Origin of the sequence: Paenibacillus sp. AN1007 (assembly GCF_040702995.1) — a bacterium.
GTDB lineage: Bacteria > Bacillota > Bacilli > Paenibacillales > Paenibacillaceae > Paenibacillus.
The window spans coordinates 1,875,958-1,896,482 of record NZ_CP159992.1 but is presented as its reverse complement, the minus strand read 5'-3'; the positions used below and the strand labels follow the sequence as shown (position 1 = coordinate 1,896,482).

Here is a 20,525-nt window from a genome sequence, read left to right as displayed (position 1 = left end):
AAGAGATTATTTATTCCTTCATTTATTCACTCACTTTTTGTGAAAATCATCACTTGCATGCCGGAAGGTTGTGATTATATGTTCTCATTCCCCAACATCTACAAATACACGCTTATCCTAACGATCTTCACCGCAGCGCTCTCTCACTGCAGTTCACCAAGCAGCGCTCCGAACAGTCAGCATAAAGAAGAGGCTTTCTCCAGCTCTGCACCAAGCCAGCCGCCCGTTGATCCGATCATCCGCAGAGAGGGCCATACCGTTTATATTGAAATGACCGCACAAGTGACTGATATTGAAATTTCGAAAGGGGTCATTTACAACGCCTGGACCTTTAACGGCACTTCCCCCGGACCCGTCCTGCGTGTGAAAGAAGGCGACACCATCGTCTTTACTTTAAAAAATAAAGATACCCGCATGAACCACTCGATGGATATGCATGCCGTCCATGCTTCTCCAAGCCGTAAATTCATTGATGTCATGCCCGGAGAAGAAGGAACCTTTACCTATCCGGCCACTTCTCCGGGGGTATTTATGTATCACTGCGGAAGCAAGCCGACCCTTGCCCATATCGCCAACGGGATGTACGGCATGATCATTGTGGAACCCAAGGCGGGTTACCCTTCGGATCATCTCATTGATCGCTCCTACACCCTTGTACAGAGCGAATGGTACAAAGAGCATGATTATAATTCATTTTTGAATGAGGAACCGGAATATGTAGTTTTTAATGGCAATACCTATACCCTCAAAGAACATCCACTGTTTGCCAAAGCAGGAGACACCGTGCGCATATACATCAGCAACGCGGGTCCGAATGAAGTTTCTTCCTTCCACGTTGTTGGTACGATGATGGACAGGGTATACACGGATGGAAATCCAAGGAACATCCAATATGGTATTCAGACAGTCATGCTTCCTGCCAGCGGAGGAGCTGTTGTCGAGTTTACCGTCACCGAGGAAGGCGATTATCCCATCGTAACCCATCAATTCAAACACGTAGACAAGGGTGCTTCTGCCGTGCTTCGCGTCACGAAAGATGGCAAAGACCACGGTGGTACAACCATGTCTCATTAAACCGGAAAGCATCTGCAAGAATCATATTCAAACATCATTCTGATGTGCGGCTATCTGCCATTGGAATACGAAGAGGTGACGAAGAGATGATTTGTGAACATGACCGAAATGATGCCTGTTTCTCCAAAGTTTCGCTTTTTCAACATCTGGAGCCTGAGGACGCTTCACTGCTGACCTCCCTTCTCCATACCCGAACCTACCATAAAGGAGAATATGTCGTTCAGGATGGCGAGCGTTCAGATACTCTTTTTGTGATACATCAAGGCAGCGTAAAGCTGTCCAAATATAACGAAAATGGCAAGGAGCATATTATCCGGTTTTTGTTTTCGGGCGATTTTTTCGGGCAAAGTTCACTGCTGCACCAGACACCGCATCACGCCAATGCAGAAGTTCTTGAACCCTCATCGATATGCTCTATTCACAAACAGGACTTTGACCAGCTGCTTGAGCAGGATCCTAAGCTCGCTTATCATTTCCTGCTTGCCATAACAAGTCTGTTAAGTGAAACCGACAAGTGGAATAGTTCTCTCAGCGCAATGACCACGGAGCAAAAAATTGCCAAACTGCTCCTCGATTTCCATACCCGGAATCATGAAAACCACGATCTCCGACTGCCGGTATTCAAAAAAGATATGGCGCTGCTTCTGGGAATCACACCCGAGACGTTAAGTCGAAAATTAAATGTCATGCAGCACCAGAATCTGCTTCAAGTGAACGGGAACGAAATCCGGATTCTGCAGCTGCAGGAATTGAAAGATATGATCTTTTGATGCTTTAATCACCATCTAGGATATGTAAACGATTTAACCTGTGTTGTGAGTATCGTCACAGTGAACCTCAGGTTTACGGTATAAAGTGAATACAAGAAAAGAATTTTCAGGAGGCTAACCTATGACTACCGTCGTTAAAATGGACAAACAATTGATTATGCATAAAATGCAGGAGCTCTGCTCCTTGCTGTTACAGGATGAAGGCTACAAGGAGATGCGTGCAATGATCGACCAGTTTGCCGCAGATGAGCAGGCGACTGAACAGTATGAACGCTTTATGGAGAAACATCAGGCACTCGAAGAGAAAGAACGTCAAAATATTGAACTGCTCGAATCCGAGATTAAAGTTTACGAAGAGGAAGAACGCGCGCTTTATGATCATCCGCTGATTCGCAGATTTATCTATGCGCAGCGCGAGTTCAGTCAACTGCATCAGCAGATCAGCACCTATTTCACAAAATCAGTCGAATTAAACCGTCTGCCCGAAGCTAAAGAGCTGGGAAAAGAAGCCTGCGGATGCGGCGGAAACTGCTCTGGTCACTAATTTCTCTGTAACCTATAAACGATATCCGCCTATAAATAAAGAGTATCCCTTCAGAATGGCTCTGAGGGGATACTCTTTGTCTTTACCTGTTACAAGTTGAAGTTATCAACGTTTGACGTTACTCGTGTTTTGTTTTGAAGGTCTCGACGTATGTTCCCAATTAGATGTCCAGCAGCAGTGACACAAGCAATCCCATAGAAGCGATCAACCCTACAACAGGGCCTCCTTCCTCAAAAGCCTCTGGCATCATCGTTGAGCAGAGCATGGCTATGATGCCTCCGCCGGCAAAGGCTCCGATCGCTGCGCCCATCTCCTTCGGAAGCTGTTCCAGAAACAGATATCCCCCGAGTGCGGCAAGTGAAGAGATCAGCAGTACACCGAGCCACATCAATAAAATTTTACCTTTGCTGTACTTGCTGTTCTTCAGTCCTGCCGTACTGGATAACCCTTCAGGAATGTTGCTGACAAAGATGGAGACCACGAGCACCACACTTACTCCGTTACCGGCCAGCAAACTGGCCCCCAGCATGATCGACTCGGGAATTGCATCCATCACTGTGCCTGCGAATATCCCGAGACCGCTTTGCTGGCTTGAATCCTTCCTGCTGGAACGTTTCCGATTAGACCCGCCTTTAGCTGAGATGAGCAGATCAAACAGCGTATATACCACTGCCCCTGCAGTAAAACCAATAGCTGTTGGCAGCATGCCTCCATCGTTCAGTGCATCTCCAAGCAGCTCAAACGTTGCTGCACCAATCAGCGTTCCTGTCCCGAAAGCCATTATCCAGCCGATAATCCTTTTCGGAATCTTCATAAAAAGTGCAGCAAGCGCACCGATAACCACCGCCGAGGCGGAGATGCCGCCCCACATAAACGCAGTCCACATTCGGGTAGGCCCCTCCCTTGTTCCAGTTTATTTATCTCCCATTAACCTCTGCGGGCAGATCAAAAACAATTACCGGAAATGTGCGGACTTCTTTATCATTCCATGTCAATTCGATGACGGTGTGACCTATGTCACCTGATGTGGACTTAAATCACGTTATGATAAAATGATGCCATCTACAGCAGAATGAACCAGAGCAGGAACTGCACGGCACCAATAATCTCGATCATCCCCACCTTCATGGGACGCAGTGTATGGCCTGCATAACGAAACGCCCGCGCAGCGGAATAAACATAGGCCAGCCCCATCCATGGGTACCCAACGATAGCCGGAATGAATAAGAGTACAACATGGACAAGACGTGACAACCTGATCCAGCGTGGATTGCTGCGTTCCCTAAAGACGGATTTCACAAAGAACGTACTTCCTGTAAAATGTAAAAAGGAAAATAATACAACGATGACCATTCCGTAATCCCATTCACCGCTGCCGATCAGATAAGCTGCCGCTCCGCCAAGCGAAAACACCAGCATCGCACACAGATCATTAGTCAGGGATCTTTCTGCCTTGTGTTTCACATGCCAAATGTTCACCAGCAGCAGTCCAGCCAGCATAGGTCCAAACCACAACAGTGATGATTGACCAATAACAGCCGGGATGAGACAGACTAGGGCAATCGTGCCATATATGGCTGCCCATGTATATAAACGCGGCCGATTCGCATTTCGTTTGAGTGATTGCAGCAGGGGATAAGCCGTCAAATACAGGCCAAGCCAGGCCATAAAAAGCGGCACATGAAGCCACTGGGGACTGCTCGCCGCCACACCGACGAAAAAAGGCACACTCACCATCGCCCATCCGCCATGCTCATGAGGGATAACGATTGGTTTTAAGTTTGTACTCGCACTGCTTTTCAATTCAATCACGACCTCCTAACCGATTTATCATTACGAAATTAGGCTTTTGATCTTTGGAGAACCAAAGATATGAACATCAAATAAAGAGTTTAAATGTAAACGTTATTGAGAGGATGGATTCGTATGACCAGGGTTAATAAAGAAAACGCAGCGGAATTTCTGCAGCAGTTTCCTATTTTCCAGGACCTGAGCTCCGAAGAGTTGAAACAGGTTGAAGAAATCGCCATATCCCGAAGCATCAACAAAAAAACAGTGATTTTTAGTGAGGGCAGTGAGAAAGAAGCCGTGTTCTTCATCCGTACAGGTATCGTCAAAGCCTACAAAACGGATGAGAACGGACATGAACAGATTGTCTCTTTTCTCAAAACAGGCGATATGTTTCCACATACCGGTTTTTTCAACGCGCATCCATATCCCGCTACGGCTGTGGCGATTACACCAACAAGTCTGCTGGCAATCCCCGTCAGACAATTTGAACGGCTAATGCTCAGCACACCTTCGATTGCTATTAAAATCATGCGTGTGCTTGGCGATAAAATCCGTGAATTGCAGGATAAGCTGCAGGTGCTTTCCGGACAGGATGTTCGTAATCGTGTGCTCTCCTTTCTCCTTATGCTCGCAGAGCAGCATGGTCAGCAGCAGGCGGATAAGGTCGTTATTAATCTGCCTATGACACACCAGGAGTTTGCCAATTCGATCGGAACAACACGAGAAACTGCCAATCGCCTGCTGAACCAGCTCGCGAAGGATGAGCTGCTGGAGGTTGATCGCAGCCGCATCATTATTCATAACCTGCCAGCTCTAAAAGAACAGCGAGACGCTTGAGCATTACGAAAAATTGCCTTTCGCTTGTGAAAAAGAGACCTTAACTACTGTACATCAAGTTAAGGTCTCTTTCTGTATGTTGGATCACCTTTTCAACAACTGTTCCGTTACCATTACCTGCTCAGGCAAGCGTCAGGTCAGGCTTGCTCATATCACTGAACATTCCCGCGTAATATTTGATTTCTCCAGCCTCATTACGGATCGCAGTAATACTGAGCCACTCCTGATAGACCTCACCGTTTTTCTTCCGGTTCCAGATCTCGCCCTGCCAGTATCCTTTTTCACGCAGCTCCCGCCATAACTGATCATAGAACTTTTTATCCTGCCTGCCTGATTTCAGCATACTTGGCTTCTGCCCTACCGCTTCTTCAGCCGTGTAACCTGTAACTGCGGTAAAGGCCGGATTGACAGAACGAATGACACTGTTCGTATCCGTCACGAGAATGGCTTCAATCGTGTTCTCCAAAATGCTGGCAGACAGCTCGAGCTTCTCCTGATAGAACATCCAGATCACAAGCACGAGACTTACCAGTGCGATCTGGGATAAAGCCATGAATCCAATCGCATAATGACCTGTCATGCTGTACAGCAGCGTCAGCATCAATGGAGGGAAGAAACCGCCCAAACCACCCATTGCCGAGATCATGCCGTTCGCGATACCTGCTTGTTTAACGAAATACATCGGTACTAATTTGAAAATCGTACCGTTTCCCGTCCCTGCACAGAGCGCAACAGTCAGACAGCCCACCGTGTAAATATAAAAGGATGGCGCGAAGGATAATACAATTGCTGCCACAGTCAGCCCGCCGAACACAAACATCAATATTTTAAATGGATTAAATCGGTCTCCCAGCCATCCGCCCACCGGACGCATGATCGTAGCCACCAGAATGAATCCTGCGGTGCGAAGTCCTGCATCGACCTTATCCATCTGGAAATTGGTCACGAGGAAGTTCGGCAGGTAGACGGTGAACGCCACGAATGAACCAAACGTCAGGAAATAGAAGAGACACAAGAGCCACAGCTTATTATTGCGTGATACGTCTTTTAGCTGCTGCATCAGAGGAAGGGTGACACGAGTTTCTTTTTTGTCTCCCAAAACAAAATTCAGCACTGCCATACCAATTAAAAGAATGCTGTAAAGCAGCACCGTTTTCGACCAGCCCACATGGGCAGCAACCAGAGGTGCCCCGAATGCGGAAAGTGCCGTCCCCAAGTTACCGATACCATAGATCCCGTTCACGAAACCGTGGCGCTCTTTCGGATAATACTTCGGCAGTGAGGTTACACCGACTGAAAATACAGCCCCTCCGATCCCGAGGAAAAATCCGCCAATGACCAGATCACTGAAGGATGCTGCGCGGCTTACCCACCATACTGGAGCCAGTAACAGTACAAAGCTGATCATGAAAATGTTACGCGCTCCATATCGGTTCGTCCAATACCCAATCGGAATACGGGCAATCGAACCGATCAAGACTGGAATGGCCGTCGCCCAAGCCAGCTGCGATGATGTAAGTACGATATCTTCTTTAATGAAGGGCATGAGTGAAGACAGAATCACCCATACCATGAAACCGAGAATCAGACTTGCCGTTTGCAAGGGCAGTTGAACTTTACCTTTTTGCTGCATTTACATCGCCCTTTCCTTTTTTTGTTCCTGATTCGGATACACTGCTCCATCTCTTCTGCGATACAGCACATAGCTGCGTCTCAGATATCCAAGCGGCATGCTCAGCATGTGAACGAGACGTGTGAATGGGAACACACAGTACAGCACAAATGTGAGCAGGATATGAATTTTGAAGTTCATCGGTACCGTCTGCATTAATGCCGGATCTGGTTGGAAGACCAAAAGCCCCCGCAGCCATGGATTAATCGTTGTACGATAGTCAAAGCCGCTGTGGTTTACCGCATTGGCCGATGTTGCCAGTATGCCGGTCACAATAACAATGATCAGCATCGCAAGTGCCAACCAATCTCCGACGCTGCTTGCTGCCCGTACTCTACGAGCCGTATAGCGGCGTACCAACAGAATAAACAAACCGGCAAATGCAATAATTCCTGCCGGTAATCCGCCGAACACAGCGCCCATATGATAGGCTTCGTCACTCAGACCGATCCAGTGGTAAAATTCGATCGGTACTAGCAAACCGGCAATATGTCCGCAGATGACGGCGAAAATGCCGATGTGGAAGAGTAAACTTCCCCATCGCAGCATACGTTTCTCCAGCATCTCACTTGATTTGGATGTCCAACTAAACGGATTGGTTACATATCTCCAGATGGTCGCCGTGACGCAAAACACAATGACCATATACGGGAGAGCACCCCATAACATCAACTCCAGTGTACTCACCGATTGCCCCTCCTCATCAGCTCGACGATCTCGTTAAGACCGCCTAACGGTTGTTTCTGTTGTTCTTGGCTTGGTTCAGGGACGTCCGAAACAGACAGCTCGGGCAGTACCTGCAGCATGAGCGTAAGGAGCGGCCCATATGGACTATTCTGTCCTGCGATGCTCTCGGTCATGGTCACCAGCGACTTATAGCAGCTGCCAAGAACACCAATCGCATCTTTCTCAGGTGCCTCGGCAATAAATTCAAGCACCATCGGCAAATAATCCGGCAGCTCGCTGGCTTCCATATAGAAACCAGCTGCTTCATATCTGCGCTTCAAATCAATCAGTGCCGGGCCGCGATCCCGCTCATCACCATGGGCCGCATAAGTGAGATAGAGGTTCGATTTCTTATCAAAGTCAAACGCTCGTACATATGCATCCTGCCACTTAATCGCATCAACAGCCCGTGCAGCTCTGGTAAAGGTTAACACGACCTGCTTCACTTCTTCCTCAGAGATCGAAAGAACGGCTTCCTCTACACCCTGCAATCCCTCTCTCCACTCGGTATCCGGATACTGCAGCAGATAGGAGATCAGTTTGCAGACCATTCGTCTTGTTTCCGTGTCATAAACCGGCTCCACGATGGGTTCTGGATCAATATCAATTGTCATCGTTGTTATCTCCTCTCCTATGAGAATACGCCGCAGGAACCTGGGCCGCCTGCAAAGTCAAGGCCGCAGCTGCCTTGTTCACTGAAGAGGTCTGCCACTTCCTCACGGTGAGCTGGCGGGATGACAAAGCGATCATCATATTTCGCAATGGCAAGCAGACGATACATGTCTTCCACTTCCTGTGCACTCATGCCTGCCAGATTCAGCAGGTCAGACTCACTGGTTTTGCCAGTCTGTTGGTTGCGCATGTGAATCCGCATCACAGCCATCTTGCGCAGCACTTCACGAATACGTTCTGTATCTCCGGCCGTAAGCAGGTTCGCCAGATATTCAACCGGAATGCGCATATTATCAATGGCCGGGAAAATATCGTTTGCTTCGAGCGAACTTCCTTGGCCTTCTACCCGGTTAGTAATCGGGCTGAGCGGCGGAATATACCATACCATCGGCATGGTGCGGTATTCCGGATGAAGCGGCAGTGCGATTTTCCAGTCAATCACCATTTTATAGATTGGGGATTGCTGTGCTGCAATAATCCAGTCCTCCGGTATGCCTGCCGCCCGTGCTTCACGAATGACTTCAGGATCATTCGGATCAAGGAAAACATCCATTTGAGACTCATAAAGGTCCTTTTCATTTTCCACGGAAGCTGCCGCTTCAATGCGATCAGCATCGTACAGCATCAGACCGATATAACGGATACGTCCAACACAGGTTTCGGAACAAATTGTGGGCAGGCCCGCTTCAATCCGCGGGAAGCATAGTGTACATTTCTCGGCTTTGTTCGTCTGCCAGTTGAAATACACTTTTTTGTACGGGCAGCTGGATACACAGAAGCGCCACGCTCGGCAGGCATTCTGGTCAACCAGTACAATGCCGTCCTCTTCCCGTTTGTACATGGCTCCCGATGGACAAGAAGACACACAAGACGGGTTCAGACAGTGTTCACAGATTCTTGGCAGGTACATCATAAATACCTGTTCAAAGTCCATTTTGATCGATTCCTCGACACCCTTCATGTTCGGGTCTTCCAGCCCTGTTACATGGGCACCTGCAAGGTCATCTTCCCAGTTTGGACCCCATTCGAGATTCATGTACTCTCCCGTAATCTGGGATTTCGGTCTGGCAACCGGCTGATGTTTTTTCTCCGGGCTGTTGGTCAATTTTTCATAGTCATAGGTCCATGGCTCATAGTAATCGTCAATCGTTGGTTGATCGGGGTTATGGAAAATGTTAAGCAAACGTCTGGCACGTGTACCTGATTTCAGCTCCAGCTTGCCATTCTTCATCTCCCAACCGCCGCGGTAACGGTCCTGATCCTCCCATTGTTTCGGGTAACCGACACCTGGTTTGGTCTCCACATTGTTAAAATACATGTACTCTGCACCTGGACGATTCGTCCAGGTGTTTTTGCATGTGACGCTGCATGTATGGCAGCCGATACATTTATCCAGGTTCATGACCATACTGACTTGTGCTTTAATCTTCAAGCCAATCCACCTCCTGCAGTTTTCTAATGATGACATTCAGGTCACGCTGGTTGCCTGTCGGGCCATAATAGTTGAAACCATAACTTAACTGGGCATATCCGCCGATCATATGTGTTGGCTTCACATGAATACGCGTCGGACTGTTGTGCGTACCCCCGCGTGTCTGTGAAATTTTCGTGCCCGGAACGTTAATATGACGGTCCTGAGCGTGATACATAAAGGCTACTCCACGAGGAATGCGGTGCGTGACTACGGCTCTCGCCACAACAACCCCGTTTCGGTTGAAACATTCAATCCAGTCGTTATCCACCAGACCCGCGTCCTCCGCGTCTTCATGATTCATCCAGATCGTTGGGCCGCCCCGGAACAAGGTCAGCATCGGCTGTGCATCATAGTACATACTGTGGATAGACCATTTGTTATGCGGTGTCATGTAGTTCAGTACGATTTCTTTACCGCCCTCGATCGGACGTTTGCTGTTTGGATGGAACGGTGTATGTTTCAAAATCGGTTTGAAAGTCGCCAGCGTCTCACCGAACTCACGCAGCATCGCATGATCGATATAGAACTGCTGTCTGCCTGTCAGCGTGCGCCATGGAATGAGACGTTCCACGTTGGTCGTAAACGGTGAATACCGCCGTCCGCCTTTTTCCGATCCACTGAATGCAGGAGATGTAATGACCGTTTTCGGTTTCGATGTAATTTCGTCGAAGGTGAAACATTCCTCCGAGCGCTCTTCTGCCAAATCTTTCAGATGAAGTGCCGTTTTCTTCTCAAGGGATTCCCACGCTCGTACAGCCATCTTGCCATTCGTTGTAGTGGACAGCGTCAGAATCGCCTCTGCAACGTTACGATCTGTACTCAGATCCGGACATCCTTGTCCAATGCCATCTTTGCGATTCACGCCGAGAATGCCTTTCAGTTTTTCGTATTCTTCGCTCGCTGACCAGGCAATACCCTTCGTACCGATCGGTTTATCCTTCACATTCGGTCCGAGACTGATCATTTTGTTATAGACCGCAGCGTAGTCACGTTCAACCACTTGAATATGCGGCATCGTTTTACCCGGAATGGCTTCGCATTCTCCTGCGCTCCAGTCTTTAATCTCACCATACGGCTGCGCGAGTTCATCCGGTGAATCATGCAGCAGCGGTGTAGTCAAAATTTCCTTCTGCGGACCGTCGAACTGCTGTGCAGCCATTTCGGAGAATACCCGCGCAATCTCCTTGAAGGTATCCCAGTCCGAGCGGGATTCCCACTGTGTCGCTACTGCCGGGTTGAACGGATGCACAAACGGGTGCATATCCGTACTGCTTAGATCACTTTTCTCATACCAAGTTGCTGCTGGCAGCACGATATCGGAATACATCGCTGTACCTGCCATACGGAAATCCATATTAACCATGAGATCCAGCTTGCCTTCCGGTGCATCATCCACCCACTCCACGTGCTCCGGCCGAAGTCCGTGATCATCATCATTCAGCAATCCGTTCGTTGCACCAAGCAAATGCTTGAGGAAGTACTCATGTCCTTTGCCTGAGCTTGAGATCAGGTTGGCCCTCCAGACAAACAGCACACGCGGGAAGTTCGCCGGATCATCCGGCTGCTCAATCGAAAATTTCAGATTTTTATTTTGCAGTTCGGATGCGACATAGGCTGCGATCTCTTCTTTTGTCGCTGCTCCTGCATTCAGTGCATCCTGATGCAAATCAATCGAGTTGCGATTAAATTGCGGATAAGATGGAAGCCAGCCCATGCGTGCAGCCATGACATTATAGTCAGCAACGTGCTGGAAGCGCGGATCACCCTCAAGTGCAGAGGTCAGCTCTCCGACCTGAGTCTCTTCATATCTCCATTGATCTGTTGCAAAATAGAAGAATGATGTTCCGTTCTGCAGACGGGCAGGTCCACTCCAGTCACGGGCAAACGCAATCGTCTGCCAGCCTTCTGCCGGACGCAATTTCTCCTGACCTACATAGTGGGCCCAGCCGCCGCCATTGACACCTTGACAGCCAGTCATCAAAAGCAGGTTGATAATGGCACGATAGATGACATCGGAGTTGTACCAGTGGTTGATCCCCGCACCCATAATAATCATGGAGCGTCCCTGTGTATCGACGGCATTTTGTGCAAATTCACGTGCGATCTGAACGACGGTATCCCGGTCAACGCGTGTGATCTTCTCCTGCCAAGCCGGAGTAAATGGTTTATCCTCTTCAGCTTCCAGAACAGCTCCTGATACGATGTCTGTGGAGTCTGCCGAACGTGTCATTTCACGATCAACACCATACTTCGCCAGCACCAGATCATATACGGACGTAACCGTGATCCAGCGATCTTCAACCCAGATGCGGCGAACCGGAATCTGACGCTCCATCACATGACTGCCATCATCATCAAAATAAGGCAGGTGTACAGTAACGAGATCATGATGCACACCCAGCATGGATAGTCTTGGATCGATCGGCTCGCCGGTCTCTACCTGCTCCATTTTGAGATTCCACGTACCTTCTTCACCCCAGCGGAAACCCATACTGCCTTTTGGAATGGCATAAGTTCCCGTGTTTTCATCAAATACAAGAGTTTTCCATGCCATGTTGTTGCCCTGAATGCCAAGGTCCTCCCCAAGGAGGAAGCGGCCTGCTGTATTAACGCCATCCTTCTCTTCAACAATCAGCAAATTCGGGAAGTCTGTATATTGTTTTGCATAGGACATGAAGTAGTCAGTAGGATGATCCAGATAAAATTCTTTCAGAATAATGTGGCCCATAGCCATGGCAAGCGCGCCGTCCGTACCCTGTTTTACCGACATCCAAGTGTCAGCAAACTTAACATATTCCGCATAATCCGGACTGATGGATACGACTTTTGTCCCCTTGTAACGTGCTTCTGCGAGGAAGTGAGCATCCGGCGTACGTGTCATCGGCAGGTTGGAACCCCAGACCAAAATGTATCCTGAGTTATACCAGTCACTGCTCTCCGGCACGTCTGTCTGATCTCCCCAGATTTGCGGGGATGCCGGCGGCAGATCCGCATACCAGTCATAGAAACTGAGCAGTGGTGAACCTACCAGGGACAAGAAGCGTGATCCGGCAGCATAGCTGACCATGGACATCGCCGGAATCGGCGAGAAACCAATAATGCGGTCAGGTCCGTAATCTTTAATGGTATGGATCATGGAAGCTGCAATAATCTGCGTCACTTCGTCCCATGACGCACGAACGAGTCCGCCTTTACCGCGTACCGACTTGTACCTCTTCACTTTGACCGGGTCATTGGAAATGCTTGACCATGCCTGAACGGGATCACCATGCGTCTTCAGCGCTTCGCGCCACATTTCCAGAAGCGCACCACGTACGTAAGGATGTTTCACACGCAGTGGACTGTATAAATACCATGAGAAGCTTGCTCCACGCGGACATCCACGCGGTTCAAAATCGGGCATATCCGGTCCGGTTGAAGGGTAATCCGTTGCCTGTGTTTCCCATGTCACAATGCCGTCTTTCACATAGATCTGCCAGCTGCACGAACCTGTACAGTTCACGCCGTGCGTAGAGCGCACCACTTTATCATGCTGCCAGCGGCGGCGGTACACATCTTCCCAGTCCCGGTTGACCGGAGACATCTCACTCCAGCCTTCCGCATTCTTTTCACGTTTGGCAAAATACTTCAGTTTGCCCATCCAGGGCATGCTTTTGCTGCTCATTGTTGTCCTCCTACAATTGTGACCTTTGGTGAGTTTCGCACTTGAGATTGAGATTGAGTTCGAGCTCAAACTGCATTTGAATCCCTACTTGAAGCAGCTGCTGCGCTTCCTATCCTCCAATCTGCGACATATGCCGCAGCGTAGGTGTTCCGTTAATCTGCTGCCCTTTTAAGGCATTCACCATATCATGAGTTTCGGGTTTGGAGCCGAGCGCCTTGAAAAACAACTCCTGCACCGCCTTGTCATTGCCGACGAGCGGACGCACATTGTACTCATCCGACCAGTACAGGCAGGGCTTTATATTGCCGTCAGCCGTTAAACGGAGTCTATTGCAGCTGCCGCAGAAATGACTGCTGACCGGATGAATCAGGCCAAAGGTTCCGGCGGCACCAGCAATCCGGTAACTGTCTGCCGGACCATTGCCGTACACCTCGCCGCAGCTCTCGTAGTTCCAATTGGCTGCGCAGGTTTTCAGCACATGCTCAAGCGGCAAATAACTCGACTTCCACCCCTCTCCGCTGTCACCGATCGGCATATATTCAATAAAACGAATATCAATCGGGTCCTCCAGCGTCATCCGCAGAAAATCTTCTACCTCGTCGTCATTTACGCCTTTCATAAGTACCACGTTAAGCTTGATGGGATTTAGTCCAGCCTTCTGACTGGCTTTAATACCTTCCAGCACACGATGCACCTTACCGCCCCGTGTAATCCGCGCGAATCGCTCCGGTCTGAGCGAATCAAGACTAATGTTCACACGTGTCAAACCTGCAGCCTTCAGCATCTCAGCATGAGCCGCCAAATATATGCCATTGGTTGTTAAGGATATGTCGTCTATTCCAGGAATAGCGGATAACATGGCAACCAGTCGATCCAGCTCCTTACGAACCAGAGGTTCTCCGCCAGTCAAACGCAGTTTCCGAACGCCCAGCGGAGCCAGTGCCTGGACAATCGATGTAATTTCTTCATAGGACAGGATGCGTTCTGTTGGTTCAAACTGCATTCCTTCTTCCGGCATACAGTACACACAGCGCAGATTGCAGCGGTCCGTGACCGATATACGCAGGTAATCATGCACACGTCCAAACGGGTCCATTAACTTAGATTCCATACACGTACCTCCTTTCTCCGGGATGCTGTCATGACATTGGCTGAAGGAGAGCATCTGCTTCCTCACATGTATTGTCAATCATGAGGCTAAGCATAATGATGTCTGGCTTCGCTAACTGTGCAAAATATCACAAGAACTGAAACATAACGCACAGCTTCACATTTGTGAAAGCTTCACAATCCTTTTCCGAACAGGATTATGATTCAAATAAGGCGAGATTATGACAAAAATAAAGGTGTGAGCAGGCTCACACAGCTGCTTTGTTTGCTTTTCTATAATCAAATTGCACCACCACACTAATCCCAATTTGGAGGAATGACCTATGAACACATATGCTGCATCGATTAATGCCACGGAGTATCCGCCACATTTGAAACATAAAATTATCTTTGAAACGTTTGAGGCTCTTCAGCCGGGAGAAGCCATGCTGCTGGTTAACGATCATGATCCAAAACCGCTTCGCTTCCAGTTCCAATCGACACATCCCGACAGTTTTGACTGGGAGTACATTGAACAGGGTCCTATTACATTTCAGGTGAAAATTACGAAACGATAGATTGGAGTTGAACGGAAATGGCGCATGTTGAAATCATTGACGATACCACACTGCGTCTGACGCTGGGACTCGAAGATGCTGTATCCATGATTCAGATCGCTCAGCGTGAGCAGGCAGCTTATGCACAAGAAATCATCACGATTTACGAAAAAATGCCCGTGTTCGAATATACTCATTTCTGCTTTTATGCCTATGACAGTGCAGGGCTGTTTGAGCGTGTGCTTGAGATAGACCCGAAAACCTATCTCTCCTTCTCCCTTGATGCACCCGACTCATTCTTCTATGCCCTGTACGGAGGTATGTCCGCTTTATACGAATCATCGATTAAGCTGATTCAGCAGACGAGTACGGCTGCGTCCGCCGTTAACGAAACGGATGTGAATGCGCATGTCTGAGACTGCCGTTAACCTTGTGGAACTGGACGTACGTCCTCATCTGAGCAAAAAACTCGAGCCCTTTCAGCTCATTATGGACACGGTAAAAGGATTAAAGCACGAGGATGTATTCGTCCTGCATGCGCCATTCAAACCAACCCCGCTGCTTGGCATTCTAAAGATGAAAGGGTACTCCAGTACGTCGGAGCGTCTTGAATCCAATCATTGGGTGACTGCGTTTGTGCATAAAAAAAATAAGGCCGCTAGGGGGAAAATCGCTGCGGCGGTAGAGTTGAATACTTCTGTTCGACGTGAATCTGCTTCGTTATCAGTTGAAGATTCCGCTTCAGATGATGTCAGCTCTTATTGCGAGGGACACCCTGAAGAGATGGCTTTAACTTTGGATTTCGAAGGTTCACCTCAGGAGGCAATACTGCAGGAACCGACCATCATTCTGGACAATCGCGGACTGGAGCCACCTCAACCGATGATGCGCACATTAGCTGCTCTCGAACGCTGCAAACCGGGAGAAGTTGTACTCATTCATAATGACCGCGTGCCCGTTTTTTTGATCGAGGAATTGAATCAGCTCGGTTGTCTCTACACCGTTGATGATCAGGCGGATGGTACAGCCAAAGTCAGAATCGAAAAAGGGTAAGGAGGCGAAAGCCATGTCCAGGCTGCCGTTTCTTTTTATCATCACGGGCATCGTTGGATTTGTAATGTATCACACATTCTCCCTGCTCACACTGACAGGCTGGCTTGGTGATGAATTAAGAGGGCCCGAAGGTTGGTTTCATGCCCATCTGTTTGTGCTGGGTTGGGCCACCATGCTGGCGATGGGTGCTGTCTATCAATTGATACATGTCATTTTGCAAACGAATATCTACAGTACAGTGCTCGGTTACTGTCACTATTTCTTGTTCACCATCGGCGTTACCGGCATGTTAGTTGGCTTTATTCGCGCAGATGTAATCTGGATTGCAGGTTCAGCAGTGCTTGCACTATCCGGCATCTTGTTATTTGGCTTCAACATGGCTGTAACCCTCTTCCGTGCTTCACAGTGGAACCCGGTGACGATCAGTGCAGCCTGTGCCTGTATATATCTTGTACTTACCGGATTATCAGGCATGCTGATGGGACTTAATTTTGCTTTTGGCGACTGGAATGGTATGCATCAACGATTGTTCGGGGCACATATCTGGATGGGAACGCTCGGATGGTTCGGTATGTTAATTACCGGATTCAGCTACAAAATGCTGCCGATGTTTTACTTGTCTCATGATTTCTCCATCCGATTGCAAAAAGTCGTGCTTCTGCTGTGGAATGCCGCTGTTATAACGGGTGTGATCGCATTCCTGACAGGTATAAAGGGCGGCCTGCTCTGGATTGCGCTTTTGCTTCTGACAGGTGCCTTGATCTGTTATGTATACCATCTGGAGCAAATACAGGGGAAACGGCATAAAAGCAATCCTGGACCCGGAATCCGCTGGACGGTCTATGTAAGCCGGGCCTTGGTCGTCTATTCCATCGCTCTGTTAATCTACAGCGCGCAGGGGATGGAGCTGCTGCTGGATTCACGTGTCGTGCTTCTAAGCGGCTGGGTCTATCTTGGAGGCTGGGTATCCCTGACGATCCTCGGATATGCCTCCAAAATTGTGCCCTTCCTATGGTGGACCCATAAATACGGTAAGCTTGCCGGACGTCCTGGCACTCCGCTTATGGCTGGTATGTTAAGTGAAAAAAGGATCAACCTTGGAATACTTGCGATGGCAGCATCCAGCCTGCTGTTAGTCAGCGGTATTCTGGTCAATCTGGCTGAAGTCATGATGGTTGGCGGAACGTTATTGTCTATCATTTCAATGGTGTATATTTCCAATATCGCTTTGGTATTCAGACGTTAACAAGAAGGACTGGGGAGTGGAAAAGATGGAACAAACCTCGCATTTACTCGAACATTTAAAAGAAGTATATGACCCGGAGCTTGGTGTCAACATCGTTGACCTCGGCCTGGTGTATGAAGTGAAGGAAGAGCCTGAACGCATTCAGGTGCGCATGACGCTCACAACGCCAGGCTGTCCGCTCCATGATACGATCGTTGGTGCGGTGAAATGGGTTTTACAACAAAATACTGACAAAACCGATATCGACGTACAGGTGGTGTGGGAACCCCAATGGTCTCCGCAGCTGATGTCCAGAGAAGCCAAAGAAATGCTCGGTTATTTTTAAACAAATGCTTAAATTCAAAGCTGGCAGCAAAAGGATATATGTCCAAAGCGCACAAATGGATCAACCCCGATATCCAAAAAACGTACTCAAGCTCTGATCCGATCAGGCAAGGTACGTTTTTGCGTTTGTTCCCTTTCGAGCTGACAGAAAAAGAGACCCTGACAGAGTCTCCAATTCTTACAATTTACACGTTCCTCTTCTATACTAGATATCCTTGGCGTAGGAAGGTTCCGGCACTTTACTCAGTACGACAAACAACCGAACCTCCGCATCACTTGTGTTATGGAAAGCGAATTCAGTCTCGCCTCCGCAGGACACCGCATCTTCTGCCTTAATCTCCTGCTCTTTTCCGTCCAGAATCAGTGTGCCTTTTCCTTCAACGACGAGCAGCGAGAGGTCTGCACCGGGATGTTTGTGAACGGGGAGCTGCTGTCCAGGCAGGAAATGAAGCACAAAGGTTACCCCGCCCCCTTGTTGAAAAAGTACCCGTTTGGTGAACCGTTCCGTACTGTATGCTTTGACGTCTTGCAATGATGTGATACTCATGATCATCATCCTCCTGTATTCGTTCTGGTGATGTATTTATCTTAATGCAAAAACACCTGCATCTCCTTGATTCAAATCAAGAAAACACAGGTTTGGATTTCGGATTTACCTTTTAAAACAACACCCGTTAAATCTCTCAGTAGATAAAAGGATCAATTTAATATAGATCGATATTATAATGGAAGGAACTAAATTATACGACCAACTGCCCTCTCTTTTCCGCCAAACCAATTGTCGCCTGCACACCGGAGTTAAACTCCAGAAAGTCCTGTTCCACGCCATCACTAAAAATGACACCATCCTCGGGCATCTGTGAAACGATATGGAGCTGCTGTTTGGCATGAATCTGCCCAAAGACAAGACTAGTCGCTGTCGTGCGGCTCGGGAACGGCTCACGTACGGTAAAATATAAGTAAGGAGCATCCCACGCAAACTCACTTCTGTTCGCTGTATCCGTAGACCGGGGTCCAGCTGCAGCAGCTGTATGCTCCTCACTGCTAAGCTGCTGCCACGCGGCCGAACTGACGATCCCCGAAGCCCCAGCCAGCACACTTTTGAACCATCCTGTCGCTCCCATGCCTGTAGACACGATAATCCCGCTGGACGATTGATTTTCAATGGAGCTTCCCAAACGCACTTCATATCGGGCTGATACATGCGTCTTCCTTCCAATAAACAGATCATTCACACCATACAGATACTGCCCGTCGTTCAGCTCGACCTTCGCAAGTGTTACCTCTTTCAATGCGCGCTGCCTGCGGATCACATCCGGTACAATAAAGCTCAAATCCTCCACTGTAAAAGGCAAAAGCACTCCATCCCACCGCATCGGGTCTGGATTAACACCGATTAGCGGCTGTGCTGTCACATATTTCAACGTGTTGGCAACCAGACCATCCTGCCCGACCACAACGACAATATCCTGCTCTCCAAATATAAAATTCGGTACATGCTCCCGCTCAATGGTCTGAACACGCCCCAGTTGGCTCAGCTGCTGCTGCGCAAGCTGTACTGCCTGTCGGTAACGCTGATCTTCTTGGATGTAATCGCTGAAGTCTGCACCAAGACGTTCAATATAAAACTGGGCCTGCTGCACAGTATTATAGCGGACAATCAACTCCTCCAGCCGAGTTCTCCGTTTGACCAGAATCAATTTGTGCTCACTCATCGGCTCATTCATCTTAGCCATCTGTGCTTCCACCTCCCACTTTCCCTTTGACTTGAGGACGACCATGGTTGATTTTTTTGATTTTCTGACTCGTCTGACTTGCCCCGCTCATCTGATCATCTTGATTTACTGTCCGTCTATGATGGACTCCTCCTGATCGTACAGACTGCGTCCTGGAAGCAGATAGATTGGTTTGTTTCCCCCATCCAACAATCATCGTGCCGTCCCTCCCTTACTTCTACCTTCCGCTGGAGCCATCAAGCCCTGCAGCAGATCTGGTGAAATGTTAAGCTGTCCGATTTTGCCGGCGTTCTCGGCCAATTCCTGAAATGCGAGTGCAATCAGTTTATCCGAATTCATCCCCATATTGGCCATCGCCTGCAGTACGTTTGGCTGCACATGCTGGAGCGAATTCATGACAGCTGCAATTTCATACGCCTTCGCATCCGCTTCAGCATTCTGATTGGCAACCGTAAGTTCGATCAACTGCTGCTTACGTTCCTCCATCGCTGTATTAAACTGCAGCTGCTCCTGCTCCATCTCGTTCTGCTTTTGTTTTACCGAGCGTTCAGCCTGCAGCTGCGTTTCCCGAATCTGCTGCTTCTTCGTTTCTACAGCAATCTCGGTATTTAATTCGTTCTCTTTCACACGGCGCTCCTGCTCAATGGAAGCATTGCGACGCACATATAAAGCTTCGTCCGCTTGACGCAGAATTTCCTCCCTCGCCTGTGCTTCCAGCGCACGCATCGTTTCCTTATTTGGCAAAATCGCCAAAATGGAGAGGTTCATCAGCTCTACGCCCAGCTTATCCAGCTCTTCATGCTGCGCAACTTCCCGTTTCATGCTGCTGGCAAGCCGTTCACTAGATTGGATGGCTTCTCGCAGCGGCAGCTGTTCCAGATATTTCTTCGTGAGCACTTTGGCAATCGTAATGACTCGTTGATCCAGCTTGCCAGGATCGTCGGACATATATTGATTTTTGCGCAAATTGTACGTGTAATTCAGGCTCTTCGTAATTTTGCTGTAATCCATGATGCGATAGCTGAGCTGACCCTGTATGGTAACGGTCTGATAATCTGCTGTAATTTCCTCAAACATAAACGGAACATCGACTGAAGATACAGGCAGTACAATCACCGAGGTCGTTGGCTCATAATAATAAAAGGACAAACCCACGCCTTCACGCTGCACCCTGCCGTTCTTTACCTTCATTACGTATTCACTCGGTTGAAACTTGACGAATCGGAATCCAAACATGGCCTATACCTCATTTCATAATAATGTCGTTTTGATATTATCGAAATGATAACAAATGAA

General features: G+C 48.6%; 21 protein-coding genes. 9 read left to right on the top strand and 12 right to left on the bottom strand.

The window, feature by feature from the left end; all coding sequences use genetic code 11:
• Positions 1-78: 78 nt before the first annotated feature.
• The 3 genes from ABXS70_RS08665 to ABXS70_RS08655 all read left to right on the top strand — a co-directional run bounded on the left by ABXS70_RS08665 (position 79) and on the right by ABXS70_RS08655 (position 2,388).
• Entirely contained in the window at positions 79-1,074 is a 996-nt protein-coding gene (locus ABXS70_RS08665) for a multicopper oxidase domain-containing protein (protein ID WP_366295280.1), read from the top strand.
• A gap of 86 nt (positions 1,075-1,160) precedes the next feature.
• Positions 1,161-1,844, top strand: coding sequence for a Crp/Fnr family transcriptional regulator (locus ABXS70_RS08660; RefSeq protein WP_366295278.1), 684 nt, complete (start codon positions 1,161-1,163; stop codon positions 1,842-1,844).
• A gap of 121 nt (positions 1,845-1,965) precedes the next feature.
• Positions 1,966-2,388: a YlbF family regulator gene (locus ABXS70_RS08655; protein WP_342551595.1), complete on the top strand. Its 423-nt coding sequence runs from the start codon at positions 1,966-1,968 to the stop codon at positions 2,386-2,388.
• 160 nt (positions 2,389-2,548) lie between these two features.
• On the opposite strand, the gene ABXS70_RS08650 is transcribed toward ABXS70_RS08655, so the two are convergent.
• Entirely contained in the window at positions 2,549-3,274 is a 726-nt protein-coding gene (locus ABXS70_RS08650; RefSeq protein WP_342551596.1) for a ZIP family metal transporter, read from the bottom strand.
• A gap of 176 nt (positions 3,275-3,450) precedes the next feature.
• Entirely contained in the window at positions 3,451-4,200 is a 750-nt protein-coding gene (locus ABXS70_RS08645) for a YwiC-like family protein (protein WP_342551597.1), read from the bottom strand.
• 114 nt (positions 4,201-4,314) lie between these two features.
• Here ABXS70_RS08645 and ABXS70_RS08640 point away from each other — a divergent pair, with 114 nt between their 5' ends.
• Positions 4,315-5,016: a Crp/Fnr family transcriptional regulator gene (locus ABXS70_RS08640; RefSeq protein WP_342551598.1), complete on the top strand. Its 702-nt coding sequence runs from the start codon at positions 4,315-4,317 to the stop codon at positions 5,014-5,016.
• A 121-nt stretch (positions 5,017-5,137) separates the two neighbouring features.
• On the opposite strand, the gene ABXS70_RS08635 is transcribed toward ABXS70_RS08640, so the two are convergent.
• The 6 genes from ABXS70_RS08635 to moaA form a co-directional block, all read right to left on the bottom strand.
• Positions 5,138-6,649 (bottom strand): MFS transporter, encoded by a 1,512-nt coding sequence (locus ABXS70_RS08635; protein ID WP_366295275.1) that lies wholly within the window; start codon positions 6,647-6,649, stop codon positions 5,138-5,140.
• Complete coding sequence (narI, locus tag ABXS70_RS08630; RefSeq protein ID WP_366296574.1) at positions 6,650-7,357, bottom strand: respiratory nitrate reductase subunit gamma; 708 nt, start codon at positions 7,355-7,357, stop codon at positions 6,650-6,652.
• Positions 7,358-7,371: 14 nt separating this feature from the next.
• On the bottom strand, positions 7,372-8,028 hold the full coding sequence (narJ, locus tag ABXS70_RS08625; protein ID WP_366295273.1) for a nitrate reductase molybdenum cofactor assembly chaperone: 657 nt from the start codon (positions 8,026-8,028) through the stop codon (positions 7,372-7,374).
• 17 nt (positions 8,029-8,045) lie between these two features.
• Positions 8,046-9,518 (bottom strand): nitrate reductase subunit beta, encoded by a 1,473-nt coding sequence (narH, locus tag ABXS70_RS08620; protein ID WP_342551601.1) that lies wholly within the window; start codon positions 9,516-9,518, stop codon positions 8,046-8,048.
• Positions 9,508-13,224 carry a nitrate reductase subunit alpha gene (locus tag ABXS70_RS08615; RefSeq protein ID WP_342551602.1) on the bottom strand — a complete coding sequence of 1,239 codons (3,717 nt, stop codon included), beginning with the start codon at positions 13,222-13,224 and terminating at the stop codon, positions 9,508-9,510. Before ABXS70_RS08615 ends, narH begins: the two co-directional genes overlap by 11 nt.
• Positions 13,225-13,333: 109 nt before the next feature.
• Positions 13,334-14,335 (bottom strand): GTP 3',8-cyclase MoaA, encoded by a 1,002-nt coding sequence (gene moaA / locus ABXS70_RS08610; RefSeq protein WP_342551603.1) that lies wholly within the window; start codon positions 14,333-14,335, stop codon positions 13,334-13,336.
• 322 nt (positions 14,336-14,657) lie between these two features.
• Here moaA and ABXS70_RS08605 point away from each other — a divergent pair, with 322 nt between their 5' ends.
• The 5 genes from ABXS70_RS08605 to ABXS70_RS08585 are packed head-to-tail and all read left to right on the top strand — an operon-like array spanning position 14,658 to position 17,494.
• Complete coding sequence (locus ABXS70_RS08605) at positions 14,658-14,891, top strand: DUF2249 domain-containing protein (protein ID WP_342551604.1); 234 nt, start codon at positions 14,658-14,660, stop codon at positions 14,889-14,891.
• A 17-nt stretch (positions 14,892-14,908) separates the two neighbouring features.
• Positions 14,909-15,286, top strand: a complete 378-nt coding sequence (locus ABXS70_RS08600) for a hypothetical protein (RefSeq protein WP_342551605.1) — start codon at positions 14,909-14,911, stop codon at positions 15,284-15,286.
• The gene (locus ABXS70_RS08595; protein ID WP_366295270.1) at positions 15,279-15,923 is read left to right on the top strand and encodes a DUF2249 domain-containing protein; all 645 of its coding nucleotides are present in this window, start codon (positions 15,279-15,281) and stop codon (positions 15,921-15,923) included. Before ABXS70_RS08600 ends, ABXS70_RS08595 begins: the two co-directional genes overlap by 8 nt.
• 13 nt (positions 15,924-15,936) lie before the next feature.
• Positions 15,937-17,169 (top strand): hypothetical protein, encoded by a 1,233-nt coding sequence (locus ABXS70_RS08590; RefSeq protein ID WP_366295268.1) that lies wholly within the window; start codon positions 15,937-15,939, stop codon positions 17,167-17,169.
• Between the two features lie 25 nt (positions 17,170-17,194).
• Positions 17,195-17,494 (top strand): metal-sulfur cluster assembly factor, encoded by a 300-nt coding sequence (locus ABXS70_RS08585; protein ID WP_342551608.1) that lies wholly within the window; start codon positions 17,195-17,197, stop codon positions 17,492-17,494.
• A 204-nt stretch (positions 17,495-17,698) separates the two neighbouring features.
• Here ABXS70_RS08585 and ABXS70_RS08580 read toward each other — a convergent pair whose 3' ends face one another.
• The 4 genes from ABXS70_RS08580 to ABXS70_RS08565 all read right to left on the bottom strand — a co-directional run bounded on the left by ABXS70_RS08580 (position 17,699) and on the right by ABXS70_RS08565 (position 20,465).
• Entirely contained in the window at positions 17,699-18,040 is a 342-nt protein-coding gene (locus ABXS70_RS08580; protein WP_366295266.1) for a cupin domain-containing protein, read from the bottom strand.
• 193 nt (positions 18,041-18,233) lie between these two features.
• Positions 18,234-19,220, bottom strand: a complete 987-nt coding sequence (locus ABXS70_RS08575) for a sugar kinase (protein WP_342556373.1) — start codon at positions 19,218-19,220, stop codon at positions 18,234-18,236.
• A gap of 1 nt (position 19,221) precedes the next feature.
• Positions 19,222-19,425 carry a hypothetical protein gene (locus ABXS70_RS08570; RefSeq protein ID WP_366295264.1) on the bottom strand — a complete coding sequence of 68 codons (204 nt, stop codon included), beginning with the start codon at positions 19,423-19,425 and terminating at the stop codon, positions 19,222-19,224.
• Positions 19,422-20,465 (bottom strand): SPFH domain-containing protein, encoded by a 1,044-nt coding sequence (locus ABXS70_RS08565; RefSeq protein ID WP_366295262.1) that lies wholly within the window; start codon positions 20,463-20,465, stop codon positions 19,422-19,424. The genes ABXS70_RS08570 and ABXS70_RS08565 overlap by 4 nt, the downstream gene beginning before the upstream one ends.
• Positions 20,466-20,525 lie beyond the last annotated feature (60 nt).

Bases quoted from the DNA above. Each gene is read 5' to 3' on its own strand.
- ABXS70_RS08665 (WP_366295280.1), top strand. From the start codon at position 79: ATGTTCTCATTCCCCAACATCTACAAATACACGCTTATCCTAACGATC.
- ABXS70_RS08660 (WP_366295278.1), top strand. From the start codon at position 1,161: ATGATTTGTGAACATGACCGAAATGATGCCTGTTTCTCCAAAGTTTCG.
- ABXS70_RS08655 (WP_342551595.1), top strand. From the start codon at position 1,966: ATGACTACCGTCGTTAAAATGGACAAACAATTGATTATGCATAAAATG.
- ABXS70_RS08650 (WP_342551596.1), bottom strand. From the start codon at position 3,274: ATGTGGACTGCGTTTATGTGGGGCGGCATCTCCGCCTCGGCGGTGGTT.
- ABXS70_RS08640 (WP_342551598.1), top strand. From the start codon at position 4,315: ATGACCAGGGTTAATAAAGAAAACGCAGCGGAATTTCTGCAGCAGTTT.
- ABXS70_RS08635 (WP_366295275.1), bottom strand. From the start codon at position 6,649: ATGCAGCAAAAAGGTAAAGTTCAACTGCCCTTGCAAACGGCAAGTCTG.
- narI (WP_366296574.1), bottom strand. From the start codon at position 7,357: ATGTTATGGGGTGCTCTCCCGTATATGGTCATTGTGTTTTGCGTCACG.
- narJ (WP_366295273.1), bottom strand. From the start codon at position 8,028: ATGACAATTGATATTGATCCAGAACCCATCGTGGAGCCGGTTTATGAC.
- ABXS70_RS08615 (WP_342551602.1), bottom strand. From the start codon at position 13,224: ATGAGCAGCAAAAGCATGCCCTGGATGGGCAAACTGAAGTATTTTGCC.
- moaA (WP_342551603.1), bottom strand. From the start codon at position 14,335: ATGGAATCTAAGTTAATGGACCCGTTTGGACGTGTGCATGATTACCTG.
- ABXS70_RS08605 (WP_342551604.1), top strand. From the start codon at position 14,658: ATGAACACATATGCTGCATCGATTAATGCCACGGAGTATCCGCCACAT.
- ABXS70_RS08600 (WP_342551605.1), top strand. From the start codon at position 14,909: ATGGCGCATGTTGAAATCATTGACGATACCACACTGCGTCTGACGCTG.
- ABXS70_RS08595 (WP_366295270.1), top strand. From the start codon at position 15,279: ATGTCTGAGACTGCCGTTAACCTTGTGGAACTGGACGTACGTCCTCAT.
- ABXS70_RS08590 (WP_366295268.1), top strand. From the start codon at position 15,937: ATGTCCAGGCTGCCGTTTCTTTTTATCATCACGGGCATCGTTGGATTT.
- ABXS70_RS08585 (WP_342551608.1), top strand. From the start codon at position 17,195: ATGGAACAAACCTCGCATTTACTCGAACATTTAAAAGAAGTATATGAC.
- ABXS70_RS08580 (WP_366295266.1), bottom strand. From the start codon at position 18,040: ATGAGTATCACATCATTGCAAGACGTCAAAGCATACAGTACGGAACGG.
- ABXS70_RS08575 (WP_342556373.1), bottom strand. From the start codon at position 19,220: ATGAATGAGCCGATGAGTGAGCACAAATTGATTCTGGTCAAACGGAGA.
- ABXS70_RS08570 (WP_366295264.1), bottom strand. From the start codon at position 19,425: ATGATTGTTGGATGGGGGAAACAAACCAATCTATCTGCTTCCAGGACG.
- ABXS70_RS08565 (WP_366295262.1), bottom strand. From the start codon at position 20,465: ATGTTTGGATTCCGATTCGTCAAGTTTCAACCGAGTGAATACGTAATG.